The 14905-nt window shown below is 72.7% G+C and carries 13 protein-coding genes; 4 read left to right on the top strand and 9 right to left on the bottom strand.

Annotated features, from left to right (window positions below):
• Positions 1 to 27: 27 nt before the first annotated feature.
• Entirely contained in the window at positions 28 to 1230 is a 1203-nt protein-coding gene (lhgO, locus tag F4692_RS01085; protein WP_179617809.1) for an L-2-hydroxyglutarate oxidase, read from the top strand.
• 24 nt (positions 1231 to 1254) lie between these two features.
• Here the strand turns inward: lhgO and F4692_RS01080 are convergent, their stop codons facing one another.
• A complete protein-coding gene (locus F4692_RS01080) occupies positions 1255 to 2238 on the bottom strand; it encodes a lysylphosphatidylglycerol synthase transmembrane domain-containing protein (RefSeq protein WP_218858119.1) in 984 nt (327 codons plus the stop codon).
• A gap of 154 nt (positions 2239 to 2392) precedes the next feature.
• Here F4692_RS01080 and F4692_RS01075 point away from each other — a divergent pair, with 154 nt between their 5' ends.
• Entirely contained in the window at positions 2393 to 3346 is a 954-nt protein-coding gene (locus F4692_RS01075) for a Gfo/Idh/MocA family protein (RefSeq protein ID WP_179617807.1), read from the top strand.
• On the opposite strand, the gene F4692_RS20780 is transcribed toward F4692_RS01075, so the two are convergent.
• The 3 genes from F4692_RS20780 to F4692_RS01060 form a co-directional block, all read right to left on the bottom strand.
• A complete protein-coding gene (locus F4692_RS20780) occupies positions 3333 to 3770 on the bottom strand; it encodes an acyltransferase (RefSeq protein ID WP_179617806.1) in 438 nt (145 codons plus the stop codon). The two genes, F4692_RS01075 and F4692_RS20780, sit on opposite strands and share 14 nt — an antisense overlap.
• A 7-nt stretch (positions 3771 to 3777) precedes the next feature.
• Positions 3778 to 4701 (bottom strand): NAD-dependent epimerase/dehydratase family protein, encoded by a 924-nt coding sequence (locus tag F4692_RS01065; RefSeq protein WP_179617805.1) that lies wholly within the window; start codon positions 4699 to 4701, stop codon positions 3778 to 3780.
• A 70-nt stretch (positions 4702 to 4771) separates the two neighbouring features.
• Positions 4772 to 5974 (bottom strand): glycosyltransferase family 4 protein, encoded by a 1203-nt coding sequence (locus F4692_RS01060; protein WP_179617804.1) that lies wholly within the window; start codon positions 5972 to 5974, stop codon positions 4772 to 4774.
• A 143-nt stretch (positions 5975 to 6117) separates the two neighbouring features.
• Between F4692_RS01060 and F4692_RS01055 the strand changes: the two genes are divergently transcribed.
• A complete protein-coding gene (locus F4692_RS01055; protein ID WP_179617803.1) occupies positions 6118 to 8118 on the top strand; it encodes a DUF7657 domain-containing protein in 2001 nt (666 codons plus the stop codon).
• Positions 8119 to 8193: 75 nt separating this feature from the next.
• Here F4692_RS01055 and F4692_RS01050 read toward each other — a convergent pair whose 3' ends face one another.
• The 5 genes from F4692_RS01050 to F4692_RS01030 form a co-directional block, all read right to left on the bottom strand.
• On the bottom strand, positions 8194 to 9306 hold the full coding sequence (locus F4692_RS01050; protein WP_179617802.1) for a DegT/DnrJ/EryC1/StrS family aminotransferase: 1113 nt from the start codon (positions 9304 to 9306) through the stop codon (positions 8194 to 8196).
• A 51-nt stretch (positions 9307 to 9357) separates the two neighbouring features.
• Positions 9358 to 10053 (bottom strand): acyl-ACP--UDP-N-acetylglucosamine O-acyltransferase family protein, encoded by a 696-nt coding sequence (locus F4692_RS01045; protein ID WP_179617801.1) that lies wholly within the window; start codon positions 10051 to 10053, stop codon positions 9358 to 9360.
• Complete coding sequence (locus F4692_RS01040) at positions 10050 to 11195, bottom strand: DegT/DnrJ/EryC1/StrS family aminotransferase (RefSeq protein ID WP_179617800.1); 1146 nt, start codon at positions 11193 to 11195, stop codon at positions 10050 to 10052. The genes F4692_RS01045 and F4692_RS01040 overlap by 4 nt, the downstream gene beginning before the upstream one ends.
• A gap of 79 nt (positions 11196 to 11274) precedes the next feature.
• Positions 11275 to 12633: a hypothetical protein gene (locus F4692_RS01035; protein WP_179617799.1), complete on the bottom strand. Its 1359-nt coding sequence runs from the start codon at positions 12631 to 12633 to the stop codon at positions 11275 to 11277.
• On the bottom strand, positions 12630 to 14057 hold the full coding sequence (locus tag F4692_RS01030) for a hypothetical protein (RefSeq protein WP_179617798.1): 1428 nt from the start codon (positions 14055 to 14057) through the stop codon (positions 12630 to 12632). Before F4692_RS01030 ends, F4692_RS01035 begins: the two co-directional genes overlap by 4 nt.
• 82 nt (positions 14058 to 14139) lie before the next feature.
• Between F4692_RS01030 and F4692_RS01025 the strand changes: the two genes are divergently transcribed.
• The gene (locus F4692_RS01025) at positions 14140 to 14859 is read left to right on the top strand and encodes a TIGR03936 family radical SAM-associated protein (protein ID WP_179617797.1); all 720 of its coding nucleotides are present in this window, start codon (positions 14140 to 14142) and stop codon (positions 14857 to 14859) included.
• Positions 14860 to 14905: the final 46 nt, after the last annotated feature.

Genomic DNA, 14905 nt, shown 5'->3' with positions numbered 1-14905 from the left:
GTCGCACCAGCCCTCGGAGGACCCCCAGTGCCTGACACCTTTGACCACGTCGTCGTCGGCGGCGGCATCGTGGGAGCCGCGACCGCGTGGACGATCAGCACGCGGCACCCCGACCGGACGGTCCTGCTGCTCGACAAGGAGCCGGAGTTCGGGCGCCACCAGACCGGGCACAACAGCGGCGTCATCCACTCGGGCATCTACTACACCCCCGGGAGCCTCAAGGCCGACCTGTGCCGCGCCGGCGCGGCCGCCACCGAGCAGTTCGCCGAGGAGCACGGGATCCCGTGGCGGCGCATCGGCAAGCTGCTGGTGGCCACCGACGAGCGCGAGCTCGCGGCGATGCAGGCCCTCGCCGAGCGGGCGGCCGTCAACCAGATCGAGGCCACGGTCCTCACGGGTGCGGAGCTGCGCGAGCGCGAGCCCCACGTCGCCGGCCTCGGCGCGCTCCACGTCGCAGCCACCGGCATCACCGACTACGGCGCGATCAACCGGCGCCTCGCGACGCTGGTCGAGGAGGCCGGCGGCACCCTGATGCGCGACACCCGCGTGCTGGGCATCCGGGAGACCGCGCAGGAGGTCGTGCTGACCACCAGCCGCGGCGACGTGCGCGCCGCCCACGTGGTGTTCTGCGCCGGCGTGCAGGCCGACCGCGTGGCTGCGATGGCCGGCATCGACGTGGACTTCGCGATGGTGCCCTTCCGCGGCGAGTACTACGACGTGCGCCCGGAGCGGGCCGACCTGGTCGACACCCTGGTCTACCCGATCCCGGACCCCGAGCTGCCGTTCCTCGGCGTGCACCTGACACCCACGGTCGACGGTGGCCTCAACGTCGGGCCCAACGCGGTGCTCGGACTGTCCCGCGAGGGCTACCCGAAGTTCTCCTTCGACCGTCGCGACTTCCGCGACATCGTCACCTTCCCCGGGATGTGGCACGTCGCACGGGCCAACGTGCGGACCGGCGCGCGCGAGCTGCGCAACTCGCTGTCCAAGCGGGGCTACCTCCGGCTGTGCCAGAAGTACTGCCCGTCGTTGCGGCTCGACGACCTGACCCCGCGCGAGGCGGGGATCCGGGCGCAGGCGGTGATGCGCGACGGGTCCTTCGTGCACGACTTCCTCATGCGCGACACGCCGCGCACGCTCCACGTGGTCAACGCCCCGTCCCCGGCGGCCACGTCGGCCCTGCCGATCGCCGGCCTGATCGTCGACCGTGTGGACGGCGCCTCCGCCTGAGGGTCGATGGGGCCGCAGGCCCCGTCAGACCTCGTCGTCGTCGACGCCCTGGTCGTGGGGGATCGGGCCGAACTGGCGCCGCTCCCACCACCCCAGGCTGGCCGCCGAGGCGGCGGTGAGCAGGTCGGCGACCACGATGAGCACCCGCGACACGGCCGCGAGCGCGATGGCCTCGCCCGAGCCGATGGTGGGGGCCAGGGCGGTGACGATGACGAGCTCACGGACGCCGGCGCCCGAGGGCAGCAGGAAGAAGAACAGCCCGGAGATCATCGCGATCGCCATCGTGCCGATGCACACGAGCAAGAACGACGCGCTGCCATCGACGTCGGACACGCCTCGCACGAGCAGCCACAGGTGCAGCCCGAAGAAGCAGTAGGACGCCACGGCGGCGAACAGCGAGAGCGCGACCGCGCGCAGGCGTACGGGGTGGTCGGGCTGTGGGCGGCGCAGCACCTTGAAGCCGACCGAGACGACGCGCTGGAGGATCGCCGGGTGCAGGCACACGAGGCCGATCGGCAGCAGGAGGTAGAGCCAGACCAGGCCGCGGAGGGCCTCGTAGTCGCGGACGAAGCCGGGCAGCACCAGGGAGCCGGCGAGCAGCGCGGCGACGACGGCCACCGCGAGCGAGAACAGCGTCGCGGTGAAGATGCGCGCACGGGCCAGGCCGGCGCGGCGGCCGAGCTCGATCTGGAGGAGGTAGGCCCAGACGGAGCCGGGGAGGTACTTGCCGAGCTGCCCGACGAGGAAGATCTGCGCCCCGCGCGCCACACCGATGGGCTTGCCGAGCTCGTCGACCAGCAGCTGCCAGCTCCACGTGGAGAGCAGGATCGCGATCGGGAGAGCCACGAACGACGGGAGCCAGTCACGCCACGACAGCTGCGCGAGGGTCTCCTGGACCACCTCGTGGTTGGACCAGAGGGCGTAGCCGGCGGCCAGGACGACGGCGACGATGAGCAGGATGCGCGCCCAGTGGATGAGCCGGCCGCGCAGGGTGTGCGCGGGCTGCACTTCGGCGGACGTGGCGGATCCTTTCGTCGGGCGGCCGCGTGCGGAACGCCGGGAGGAGGCGCCCGCGCGCGTCGTGTGGCGGGCCCTGGTCAGCCATCTTGCCCCACGGGGGCGCGATGCGGCCAAATGAGCGGGCGTCGATAAGGTGCGGGCCATGGCTGAACCACTGCGCATCGCCCTCGTCGGGTCCGGGTCCATGGGACGCAACCACGCCCGCGTCATCGCCACCGGAGCCAGGACCGAGCTGGCCGCGGTCATCGACCCCCACGAGGAGAGCGGCCGGACCGTCGCCGGGCTGTACGACTCGGCGTGGCAGCCCGACCTCGAGGGCATCGGGGCCTTCGACGCCGTCGTGATCGCCGCGGCGACCGAGGCCCACCGTGAGCTCGCCGGCCAGGTGATCGACGCCGGGCTGCCGCTGCTGGTGGAGAAGCCCCTGTGCCCGTCGCTGGAGGAGTCCCAGGAGCTCGTCGACGCCTCCGCGGCCGCCGGCACCCCCCTGATGTGCGGCTTCCTCGAGCGGTTCAACCCGGCCGTGATGACGGCGATGAAGATGGTGGAGGCGCCGCTCTACGTCCGGGCGCAGCGCCACTCGCCGTACGCCCCGCGCATCAAGACCGGCGTCGCCTGGGACCTTCTGGTCCACGACGTCGACCTGGTCGTGCGCGCCTTCGGCGGCGAGCAGCCCGAGTCGTTCGACGTGAAGGTCGGCCAGTTCCACCCGAGCAGCGTCGAGGGTGCCGAGGACATCGTCGAGGCGGGCGTCCGGTTCTCCGGCGGCGGCATCGCGTCGGTCTCGGCCAGCCGTCTCGGCCAGGTCAAGGTGCGCTCCATGGTGATCCAGGAGCTGGACCGGATGATCGAGATCGACCTGCTCCGGCGCGGCCTCACCAGCTACCGGCACTCCAGCATCGAGGCCGACGACGAGTTCGTCGGCTTCCGCCAGTTCACCGAGATCGAGGTCCCCGAGATCGGCGGCGCGGAGCCGCTGGTCTCGCAGCTCGACCACTTCGTCGACCTCGTCGGCGGCTCGGTCGACGTCGACGCCGAGCGCGCCAGCATCCTCCCCGCCCACCGCGTGGTGGACGAGGTCCTCAAGACCCGCTGACGCCGAAGCGGGGGTCGGTCGGGTCGGACAGGTCGACCCGGCCGATGACGCGCGCCGGGACGCCGCCGACGATGGCGCGCGCCGGGACGTCGGCGGTGACGACGGCGCCGGCGCCGACGACGGCCTCGTCGCCGATCGTCACGCCCATGTTGACGACGGCGTTGGCGCCGATGAACACGTGGTCACCGATGGTGACCGGCCGCCGCTCCACCTCGGCGAAGCGCCGTCCGGAGACGCAGCGCTTCGCCGAGGAGTGGGTGTAGATGTGCACGCCGGAGGAGATGTCGCACCCCCGGCCGATGGTGAGCCCGCCCGACCCGTCGATCATCGTGAAGGCGCCGATCCAGGTGCCCTCGCCGACCGTCGGCTCGCCGACCACCCACGCGTGCTCGTTCCACGGGTTGGGCGGGAAGGACGCGCTCACCGCAGGCTCACTGACCGCGGATGAGCTCGGTCATGCCGGTGCGCACGTCGATCGTCGGCTCGAAGCCGAGGACCTCCTTGGCGCGCGTGGTGTCCGCCGCGCGGCGGCTCACCAGCACGTCGCGGGGGTTGAACTGCGGCTCGACGTCGGCGCCCACGGCGTCGATGAGGATGTGCGCCAGGTCGGCGATGGAGGTGTCGATGCCGGTGCCGATGTTGACCGGCACGTTGGCCTGCTCCGACTCGAGGGCCAGCACGACGGAGCGCGCGATGTCGTGGACGTGGATGAAGTCCATCGACTGCTCGCCCTTGCCGTCGATCACCGGGGGCTCGCCGTTCTTGATCCGGTTGACGAAGTGGTTGATCACCGACGTGTAGTAGGCGGTGGTCTTCTGGCCGGGGCCGTAGACGTTGAAGAAGCGCAGCGCGATCCACGACAGGTCGGCGCGGCGCTGGTAGTAGCCGAGGAGGTCCTCGCCGGCGCGCTTGGCGATGCAGTAGGGGGTGATCGGGAGGAGCTTGTCGTCCTCGTGCATCGGGAGCCGCTCGGGGTCGCCGTAGACGGACGCGGAGGAGCAGTAGACCAGCCGGTCGACACCGTGGTCGGCGGCCGCGGCGAACACGTTGTGGTTGCCGATCATGTTGATGTCCATGGACTCGTAGGGGTCCGCCTGGCTCTTGTTGATCGACACCGCGGCCGCGTGGATGACCTTGGAGCAGCCCTTCATCGCGGCGTGGACCGCGCCGCCGTAGCGCACGTCCTGGTCGATGAGCTCGACGTCGTCGCCGAGCTGGGCGACGGCGTCACGGTCGCCGCGGAACATGTTGTCGAAGATGCGGACCTTGTAGTCCTTCTCGAGCAGCATGGGCACGACGTGCATGCCGATGAAGCCGGCGCCGCCGGTGAAGAAGACGGTTTCCTTCGTGCTCATCTGATGGATCTCCTCGTGGATCGTGTGGTGCTCGGGTGGTCTGGGGTGGGTCCGGGGTGGTCCGGTGCCGTCAGCGGATGGTCTGCGGCGCGGCGTGCGTCACGAGGTCGTCGAGCACCTCGAGGTGGCGGTCGAGCACGCGGTCGAGGGCGAAGTGCTCGTCGACGATGGCGCGCGAGCGGTCGCCGACGGCGCGGGTCGCCTCCGGGTCGTCCAGCGCACGGACGAGGCGCTGGGCGAGCCCGGCGACGTCGCCCGGCTCGCACATGAAGATGTCCTCGCCGTCGACCATCGGGACGCCGGGGAAGTTGTCGATGCGTCCCCAGGCGACGACGGGCGTGCCGGCCGCCATCGACTCGAGGGTCGCCGTGCCGAGGCCGATGCCCTGCTCGTGGCTCTCCACGGCCGCCGCGGCCAGCAGGTGCGGCACGTCGGGCTTGGGCACCGCGCCGAGGCTCGTCACGGCGTGGCTCACGCCGAGCTCCTCGGCCCGCTTCTGGAACAGGTCGTAGTAGACGCGGCCGACCACGACGAGCCGGGCGTCCGGGTGCTCGGCCAGCACGGCGGGCAGCGCCTCGACGAGGCCGAGCCGGTCGCGCACGGGGATGACGTGCCCGACCGAGAGGATGATCGGCGCGTCCGGGCCGACGCCGGCGAGCTCGCGTCCGCGGGCGGCGTCGCCGGAACGGACCCAGTCGGGGTCGACGCCGACGGGGATGGCGACGAGGTCGCGGTAGCGGCCGCGGTAGCGCTCCTTGATGTAGTCCTCCATGTAGGAGTCCATCACCACGAGCGAGGGACGGAACCGGCGCAGGCGCGGCGCCACGAGGGAGGCGTCGAGGAACCGGAAGGCGTGGCGGTAGGCCGCGGCGGGGTTCTCGAGGCGGGTGTGGATGCTCAGCAGCACCGGGATCCCGCGCCGACGGGCGTACGCGCCGGTGGCCCACGTCAGGTCCATGAACTGGCCGTGCTGGTGGATCACGTCGGGCTTGAAGTCGTCGAGCAGCCGCGCGAGGCTGCGGCGCAGCGAGGGACGCGTGGCGAAGGAGATGTCGAACGACACCGCCAGCCGGCTCTCGGGGAGGACGAAGGCGGGGAACCGCACGACCCGTACGCCGTCGCGCCACTCCTCGGCCGGCGCGTCCTGGTAGGCCGCCGTCACCACGAGCACCTCGTGGCCGCGGGCGGCGTAGCCGCGCGCGAGGGCGTCACTGAGGTGAGCGCTGCCCCCCACCCGCGGCGGGTAGAAGTTGTTCACCACGACGATGCGCACGTAGGACCCCGTTCGAGAGCGCGTACAAACCGGTCCACCATAACGATCGGCGAGCGCCACCTCCCAATCCGGCGGTCCGACGGCGTGGAGTAGCCTGACCGCCGCTTGGCTCGACACGCGGGGAGGCCGTCATCAACACCACGTTGCCGGAGCGGACGGTCCCCGACGGGGAGCCAGCCGACGACCGGACCAGCGCCGAGAGGCCTCCTGCAGACGTCCCGTCGTGGCGGTCGTCGCGCCTCTTCGGCGGGTGGCCCGACCGGCTCGAGGTGCTGCTCCCGCTGCTGGCCTACGCGGTGATCAGCCTCGCCGGCCTGTCCACGTCCTCCCTCGGGCTGCTCTCCGTGGAGGGCACCGGCCAGGGAGCCGACCAGTGGGGCACGTCGCTCCCCATCCGCAGCGACGAGTGGCTCACGCAGGCTCCCATCGACCTGTCGGTGCTGGCCCACGGGTCCTCGACCGCCCCGTCGCTCTCCCAGGACCCCGACCTGATCTACCAGATCTCGTCGGGCCAGGTCGTCGAGTCGGTGCTGTTCCACGAGGGCAACCTGCTCCGCCTCGGACCGTGGCTGCCCGACGAGATGCTGTTCTCCGCGTTCCGGGCGTGGCCGTGGCTCCTGCTGGTGCTGGCCCTGCCCCCGCTGCTGCGGCGGATGGGCGCCTCCCGACCGATGTCGTGGCTGGGCCTGGTGCTCGTCTTCCTGGCCCCGGCCTCGCTGTGGTGGTCGTTCATGCCGGTGCGGATCATGGCGTTCGCCGCGGCGGGCAGCTACGTGCTGTGGCTGGCGCGCGACCGGATGGTCGCCGGCAGACGGGTGACGGCCCTGCTGCAGGCCGGTCTCGCAGGCATCCTGCTGGCCCGGCTGGTGACCTACTACGTGCCGTGGTCGCTCACCCTGGGGGTGCCGTTGGTGATCGCCACCGGCGTCTACCTCGTCGCCGACCGGGCCACCCGCCGTCAGGCGCTGCTCACGGTCGGCGCGGGGGCGCTCGTCTCGGTCGCGGTGCTGGCCGGCACCCTGCTGGAGAACGCCGCCTCGCTGTCGGCCGAGCTCAACACCGTCTACCCCGGCCTGCGCCGGGTCACGGGGGCCGCGCAGACACCCGCCCAGCTCTTCGGCGGACCGGCCCTGTTCGAGATGGAGGACGGCGCCGCCCCCACGCTGCTCAACCAGAGCGAGATCTCGTCGGGGTTCCTGGTGTGCGCCCTCTGGGCGGTCGTGGTGTGGCGCCGGGCGTGGGCGGCCTCGACCACGGCCCAGCGCGGCGCCATCGCCACGCTGGCGGCGTTCACCGCGCTGTGGAGCGCCTGGGCGATGTTCGACTGGGGGCCCGTCGGTGAGCACATCCCGCTCCTGAGCTCGGTGCTCCCCGTGCGGGCCGCGCAGACCGTCGGGTTCCCGGCGACGCTGCTGCTGGTCCTGCTCGTGTCGCGCCTGAGCGGCAGCTCGTCGCGGCTCGCGGTCGCTGCAGCCGTGACGACGGGGGTCGCGACCGCCTACGGCGCCTCCGACGCCCGCAAGGCACTGCCCGACCTCACCACGTGGCAGGTGTGGCTCGCGGTCCTGGCGGTGTCGGCGATCGCGTACGCCGTCACCCGCTGGCCGCTGCGCGCCTGGCCGGTCGGGCTGGCCCTCGCGGTCTGCCTCGCGGCGGGCATCGACGCGAACCCGATCGTGCGGGGCGTCGGCGAGCTCCGCAGCAGTCCCGCCGCCAACAGCGTGCGGTCCCTGGTCGCGCGCGCGGAAGCCGACGGCACGCTCATCGCGGCCAACTCGATGGCCGCCAACGCGCTCCTGGTCGCCAACGGCGCACCGACGCTCACCGGCAACCAGGTGACGGGTCCGATCGTGTCGGAGTGGGAGAACATCGATCCCGACCACGAGTACGAGGACGTCTGGAACCGTGGTGCCAGCTATCTCTACGTCGCCTTCGACGGCGAGCGTGACGCGCCCTGGGTCGAGGAGGCCGCACCCGACGTGATCGTGGTGCACACCCGCGCGTGCTGGCTCGCCGAGAGCGACCTCGACGTCGGCTACGTGGTCTCGACCCTGGAGATCACCGGACCCTGCGTGAAGCCGCTGCGTCCCTTCCGCTGGTACGGCGGCACGCAGTACGTCTACGAGCTGCGCGAACCGGGCTGAGGCGGGCCCGGGACGAGGACCGGCCGGCGCCCCCCAAGGGGGACACCGGCCGGTGCGGCTCGTGCCGAGGTGGGGTCAGGCGCCCGCGCGGACCGTGGCGTTGACGGCGGTCACGATGCGCTCGAGGTCGCCCTCGCCCAGCGAGGGGTGGACGGGCAGCGAGATGACCTCGCGCGCCACCTGCTGGGTGACCGGCAGCTCGAGGCCGTCGGCGTACTTCGTCAGCGACGCGAGCTGGTGGTTGGGGATCGGGTAGTAGACACCCGAGCCGACCTGGTGCTCCTCGCGCATGGCCGCGACGATGCGGTCGCGCTCGGCGCCGTCGACCTTGATCGTGTACTGGTGGTAGACGTGCGTCGCGGACTCGGCGACGGTAGGCACGACGACGCCCTCGAGGTGGGCGTCGAGGTAGGCCGCGTTGTCCTGGCGGACCTTGGTCCAGCCCTCGACCTTCGTCAGCTGCACGCGGCCGATCGCGGCGTGGATGTCGGTCATCCGCGCGTTGAAGCCGACGACCTCGTTGGCGTACTGGCGCTCCATGCCCTGGTTGCGCAGGAGGCGCACCATCCGGGCGATCTCCTCGGTGGCGCAGGAGACCATGCCGCCCTCGCCGGAGGTCATGTTCTTGGTGGGGTAGAGGCTGAACATCGCGAAGTCGCCGAAGGTGCCGACCTGGGCGCCCTTCCACGTGGCGAGGTGGGCCTGGGCCGCGTCCTCGAACAGGCGCAGGCCGTGCTCGTCGGCCACGGCCTGCAGCGCGTCCACGTCGGCCGGGTGGCCGTAGAGGTGGACCGGCATGATCGCCGCCGTCCGCTCGGTGACCGCGGCGCGGACGCTGTCGGCGTCGAGGCAGAAGTGGTCGGGCTCGACGTCGGCGAAGACGGGGGTGGCGCCGGTCAGGGCGACCGAGTTGGCCGTGGCGGCGAAGGTGAAGGACGGGACGATGACCTCGTCGCCGGGGCCGATGCCCGCGGCCAGCAGGCCCAGGTGCAGGGCCGAGGTGCCGGAGTTCACCGCCACGGCCGTACGCCCACCGGTGACCGCGGCGCCGAACTCCTGCTCGAACGCGGCGACCTCGGGTCCCTGCGCGATCATGCCGGAGCGCATCACGCGGTCCACGGCTGCGCGCTCGTCGTCGCCGACGATCGGCTTGGCGGGCGGGATGAAGGGGAGGGAGTCGGCGGACATGGGGTGCCTTTCGGTGCTGGTGCTTGCTGGTGCCGGTGCGTGCTGGTCGGGTCAGTGGGCGGAGAGGCGGGCGAGCCACGCCTCGACGGGCGCCCGCAGCGGGTGCTGGAGCGCGGACGTGTCGTGCGAGCCGTGCAGGACGACCGCGGCGAGCGGCTCGTGCTGGTCGGTCGCGACACCGAGCCGGTCGAGCCGGTAGGTGTTGAGCCGCGCGGCACGGGCGGGCACGCCCATGCTGACGACGAAGGGAGGCAGCTCGCGCGTGACGGCCGACTGCATGCCGATCATCGCCCCGTCGCCGACGGTGAGCCGCTGGTGCACGACCGTGCCCAGTCCGAGGTTGGCACCGTCGCCGACGGTGACGTGGCCGGCGGTGACGACCATCGCCGAGAGGGTCACCTCGTCGCCGATGCGCCCGTCGTGGTTGACGTGGGCCTTGGTCATGAAGAAGCCGTCGTCACCCACCGACGTCTCGTGGGCCCAGCCGCCGCTCACGGTGACCATCTCCTTGAAGACGTTGCGGGAGCCGACCAGGACGGGGTTGCCGTCGAACGGCTCCTCCCACGACGCGGTCATGTCGTGCCCGCGGACCTCCGCCGCCCCGCCGATCACGACGTGGGAGGCGAGGTAGTTGCCGTCGCCGAGGGTGACCCGGCCCTGCAGGACGCAGTAGGGCCCGATCACGTTGTCCTCGCCGAGCGTGACCTCGGGGCCGACGACGGCCGTGGGGTGGATGCGGTTGCTCATGAGCGGACGGCGGGGTCGGCGAGGACCGCGCGCAGCTGCTCCGCGACGTGGTCGAGGTCGTCGGCCACCAGGTTGGCGTGCATCGGCAGCGCGAACTGCGAGGTGAACAGGCGCGCCGACACGGGGCAGTCGTCCCGCGTCCCGTAGACCGGCTGGACGTGGGAGGCGTACGTGCCGAAGTTGCTGCCGACGCCGCGCTCGCGCAGCGCCACGACGACGGCGTCGCGGTCGACGGAGTCGTGGGTCGTGACGAGGTAGGACTGCCACGGGTGGGTGCGGTCCTCGAGGACCACCGGCAGGTCGATGCCGTCGACGTCCGCCAGGCGCTCGGCGTAGCCGTCGGCGGCAGCGGTGCGGGCCGCGACGAGGTGGGGCAGGCGCGTGAGCTGGACGCGCATCATGGCCGCCTGCACGTCGGACATCCGGTAGTTGTAGCCGGCCATGTCGAACGACGGCACGGCGAGCGAGGCTGCCCCCTCGCGGCTGACGGCGGGGGCGATGCCGTAGGTGTGGAGCTTGCGGGCGAGGTCCATCCGCTCGGCGTCGTCGCTGACGAGGGCGCCACCCTCGCCGGCGGTGATGCCCTTGCGGCCGTGGAAGCTGAACGCCGCCATGTCGGCCAGGCTGCCGGCGGGGCGGCCCTTGTAGGTGGCGCCGGCCGAGCAGGCGGCGTCCTCCAGCAGCCAGAGGCCGTGGCGCTGCGCCAGGGCTGCCAGCTCGTCGTAGTCGGCGGGCTGGCCGACGACGTCGACCGCGATGATGCCCACGGTGCGCTCGTTGACGAGCGCGGCCGCCGCCTCCACGTCGATGGTGCCGATGTCGGGGCGCACGTCGGCGAAGCGCGGCGTGGCGCCGGTCCACATCACCGAGTGACCGGTCGCGGGGAAGGTGTAGTCGGCGACGATCACCTCGTCGCCGGGACCGGCGCCCAGCACCTGGAGCGCGAGGTGCAGCGACGAGCCGCAGTTGGACGTCGCGAGGCCGTGGGCCGCGCCGACGGTCGCGGCGAACTCCTTCTCGAACGCCACGCACGTGGGTCCGGCTCCGGAGAGCCAGCCGCTCGCGAACACCTCGCGGAGGGCCTCGATCTCCTCCTCGCCGACCGTGGGCTGGCCGAGGGCGACCTGTCGAGTGGGCTGCATGTGTGGACTCACCTTCCTGAGTGCGTGCGACGCACCAACCTAGTCGCGGGCCCCGGTGCGCCCCAAGACGACGGGCGCCTCACCATGCACCCGCACAGACGGCGACGACCGTGCCCGCCGCGACCACGGCCAGCACCCGACCGTACGCCCGGTGCTCGCGCACCTGCAGCAGGGCCACCCACACCAGCAGCGGCAGCAGCGAGATGGAGTAGCGGGAGACGACCGGGTGGTCGATGCCGACGTTGACGGCGTTCGAGAGCCGCAGCAGCGGCGGGTAGAGGACCATGCCGAGGATGCACGCGCCGGCGAGGAGCGGGAGCGGGGAGGTGGGGCCCGACCGGAAGGCGCCCATGGCGCCGAGCGCGAGCGCACCGCCGACGAGGACCACCATGAGGAACGGGGTCCCGTTGAGCACGGCCATCAGCAGGCGCTGGACGAGGTCGGGGTCCGGGCTGGTGAGGTTGCCGTCGCTGGCCCACGGCACGTGCGGGGTGACGAGCTCGAAGACCACGCCCACCAGGACGTCGGTCCACGACTGGAAGCCGTAGCCGGAGTAGAGCGTCTCGTTGTCGACCAGCGCCCGGGCGCTCGTCCACGCGCCGAACGCCACCACGGGGGCGACCAGGATCGCGCCGAGCACCCCGACGTGCCACCACCGGGGTGACCAGCCCCCCTCGTACGGCGTCCCGCGGCCTCGACGCAGCAGGGCACCGAGGCAGGCCAGGACGAGGACGCCGGTGGGGAGGGAGGACGTGACGGCGGTCGCGGCACCGACGACCGAGGCCGCGGCCAGCCACCAGAACCCCCGACCGGTCAGCACCCAGTGGATCCCGGCGCCCGCGATGAGGGCGCCGCACAGCGGCGCGAGCGCCGTCGGGTTCTCCATGGTGCCGAAGACGAGGATCGGGGTGCCGGCCACCGGGGCGAAGGTGGCGGCGACCAGCGACGCGCCCCTCAGCCCGACGCGGCGGGCCAGGAGCAGGCAGGCCAGGGCGCCGAGGAACATCATCAGCGCGGCGTAGCGTCGGTAGGTGTCGACGGGGGGCTCGTCGGGCACGACGCGGTCGGCCACCGCCCGGAACACCTCCCCGCCGAGGAAGTAGGTGGGGTAGTGGATGTAGCCGGCGGTGTACTTGCCGGTCGGCACGTTCTCCGGCACCGCCTCGGGCGACCCGCACGCCATCTCCCACGCCACGGTCTGGTGGCCCAGGCGGCACACCCACGCGTCGACGACCTCCTGGGTCAGCAGGTCGCCGCGGCGGGGGAACTCGCCGTGGTGCACGCGGACCTGCGTGTCGGCGTGGGCGTGCTCGTCGACGGCGGAGAACGGCTGGCCGGCGCCGGCCTCGCGCCACAACGTCACCAGGACGACGAGCAGCAGCACGACCGACGTGGCCAGTGCCGCCCCGTCCGCGACCCGGCTGCGGGAGGGGGTCACCAGATCGCCAGGCCGACGGCGAGCGGGGTGGCGGCGGCCAGGGCGGCCAGGGACACGACCACCACCGGGCGACCGCGCACGAGCAGGAGCACCAGCCACACCATGAGGGGGGCGAAGCCGATCGAGTAGCGCGCGACCACGGGGAAGTCGAAGCCGACGTTGAGGGCGTTGCTGACGCGCAGCAGCACCGGGTAGACCATCACGCCGACGAGGGTGCACGCGGTGAGGAGGGCCGTGGGGGAGAAGGTGCGGGGGGAGCCGGGCCCCGCCTCGGACCCGGCGTGGCGGCGGCCGAGCACGTGCGCGCCGAACCGGGCCGTGCAGACGGCCAGGACGGCGTACACGGCGATGGTCTGCCACATCGGCAGGCCTCCGCTTCCGGCGCGCAGCAGGCGCTGGAAGAACGTCCCGTCGACGCCGATGCCCAGCGAGCCGGTGACGTACCACGGGCTGTGGATGTTCACGAGCTCCTCGGCGGCCCCCGCGACCACGGTCTGCCACGAGTCGAGCGCGACGAAGGCGTAGAGCTCGTCGTTGGTGATGGTGGCGTGCGAGGAGATCCACCAGCCGAAGACGAGCACCGGCAGCACGACCACGGCACCGAGGACCGCGGCCTGCCACCAGCGGGGGTCCCAGGGTCCGGTCACCCGCCACCCGAACCGGCGCAGGACGACCGCGCCGAGGATGGCGAGGATGAACGCGCCGGCCGGCAGCGAGTGGGTGACCGCGACACCCGAGGCGAGGGCCGTGGCGGCGGCGAGCCACCAGAAGCCGCGTCCGGTCTGCATCCAGCGGATGCCGCTCCAGGCGATCAGCGCCCCGACCAGGACCGCCGCGGCCTGCGGGTTGGCGATCGTGCCGAAGAGCAGGATGCCGGCCGCGGCCGAGGGGCCGAGCGTGGCGGCGAGGAGCGCGGCGCCGCGGAAGCCGAGGGAGCGACCCGCGAGCAGGCAGACCAGCAGTCCGGCGATGGTGACCAGGGCGGCGTAGCGGCGGTAGGTGTCGACCCACGAGTCGGGGTCGGCGACCGCGTCCTCGACGGCGCGGTAGGCCTCACCGACCACGAAGTAGGTGGGGTAGTGGATGTAGCCCGTCGTGTAGATGCCCGAGGGCAGCGAGTTGGGGCCCAGGTCGGGGTGGTCGCAGGGGGCCATGGCGGCGCCGGCCTCGTGCCCGACCCCGCAGGCCCACTCGCGCACGACGTCCATCGTCATCAGGGACCCGCGGTGGGGGTAGCCACCCTCGTGCACGCGCACGTGAGTGTCGAGGTGCATGTGCTCGTCGACGGCGCTCATCGGCATGCTCTCCCCGGCGCGCACCACGAGGCCGATGGCGATCACCGCCAGCGCCACGGCCAGGAGGACGTGGGCACGCAGGGTGCCGCGTCGTGCCCGCGCCTCGGCGCGGACGGTCTCTGTGCGCACTCGTACGACCCCCGTCTGTTCGTGCGTCCTCGGTGATGCCCGGCCCGCAGGCTAACCCGTCCCCTGACTATCCTTGACAGCCGTGCCCCAGCAGCAGCCCGAGCAGCAGGCCCCGCCCGTCCAGCGCCTCCGCGTGCGCTACGCCAAGCGCGGTCGACTGCGCTTCACCAGCCACCGCGACTTCAGTCGTGCGTTCGAGCGCGCGGTGTTCCGCGCCCGCGTGCCGATGGCGTACTCCTCGGGCTTCAACCCGCACCCGCGGATCTCCTACGCCGGCGCCGCACCCACCGGCTCGGCCAGCGAGGCGGAGTACCTCGAGCTCGCCCTGGCCGAGGTCGTCGTCCCGACCGACGTGCACGCCATGCTCGACGAGGCGCTGCCCCCCGGCCTCGACGTCCTCGAGGTCGTCGAGTCGCCCGGCGGGTCCCTCTCCGACCTGCTCGAGGGCAGCCGCTGGCACATCGAGGTCGACGCCGACCACGCCGCGACCACCGACGCGGTCGCCCGCTTCCTCGCTGCCGACGAGGCGCTCGTGGAGCGGATGACGAAGAAGGGCATGCGGGAGTTCGACGCGCGCGGCGCCGTGGTCGCCCTCCACGTGCTGCCGGCCGGCGAGGGCCGTACGACCCTCGACGTCGTGCTGCGCCACGGCACCCCCGCCGTACGCCCCGACGACGTGCTGCGCGGGCTCGAGGCCGTCGCCGGGCTCGCCGCCGGACCGGCGCCCCTGATGACCCGCCTCGCCCAGGGGCCGCTGCTCGGCTCCGGCGAGGTCGGCGACCCGCTGGCCGCCCGGGCATAGGGCGCCGCGACCGGGTCTGTGCGATACTCGCCACGTTCGACGTCCC

The organism is Nocardioides cavernae, assembly GCF_013410035.1.
In the GTDB taxonomy this organism is placed as follows: Bacteria; Actinomycetota; Actinomycetes; order Propionibacteriales; family Nocardioidaceae; genus Nocardioides; species Nocardioides cavernae_A.
The sequence above is the reverse complement of the archived record's forward strand: the minus strand, read 5'-3'. Positions and strand labels throughout refer to the sequence as shown.

Coding starts and splice junctions, on each gene's coding strand:
- F4692_RS01045 (WP_179617801.1), bottom strand. CDS start 10,053: ATGAGCAACCGCATCCACCCCACGGCCGTCGTCGGCCCCGAGGTCACG.
- F4692_RS01065 (WP_179617805.1), bottom strand. CDS start 4,701: ATGAGCACGAAGGAAACCGTCTTCTTCACCGGCGGCGCCGGCTTCATC.
- F4692_RS01040 (WP_179617800.1), bottom strand. CDS start 11,195: ATGCAGCCCACTCGACAGGTCGCCCTCGGCCAGCCCACGGTCGGCGAG.
- F4692_RS01050 (WP_179617802.1), bottom strand. CDS start 9,306: ATGTCCGCCGACTCCCTCCCCTTCATCCCGCCCGCCAAGCCGATCGTC.
- F4692_RS01075 (WP_179617807.1), top strand. CDS start 2,393: ATGGCTGAACCACTGCGCATCGCCCTCGTCGGGTCCGGGTCCATGGGA.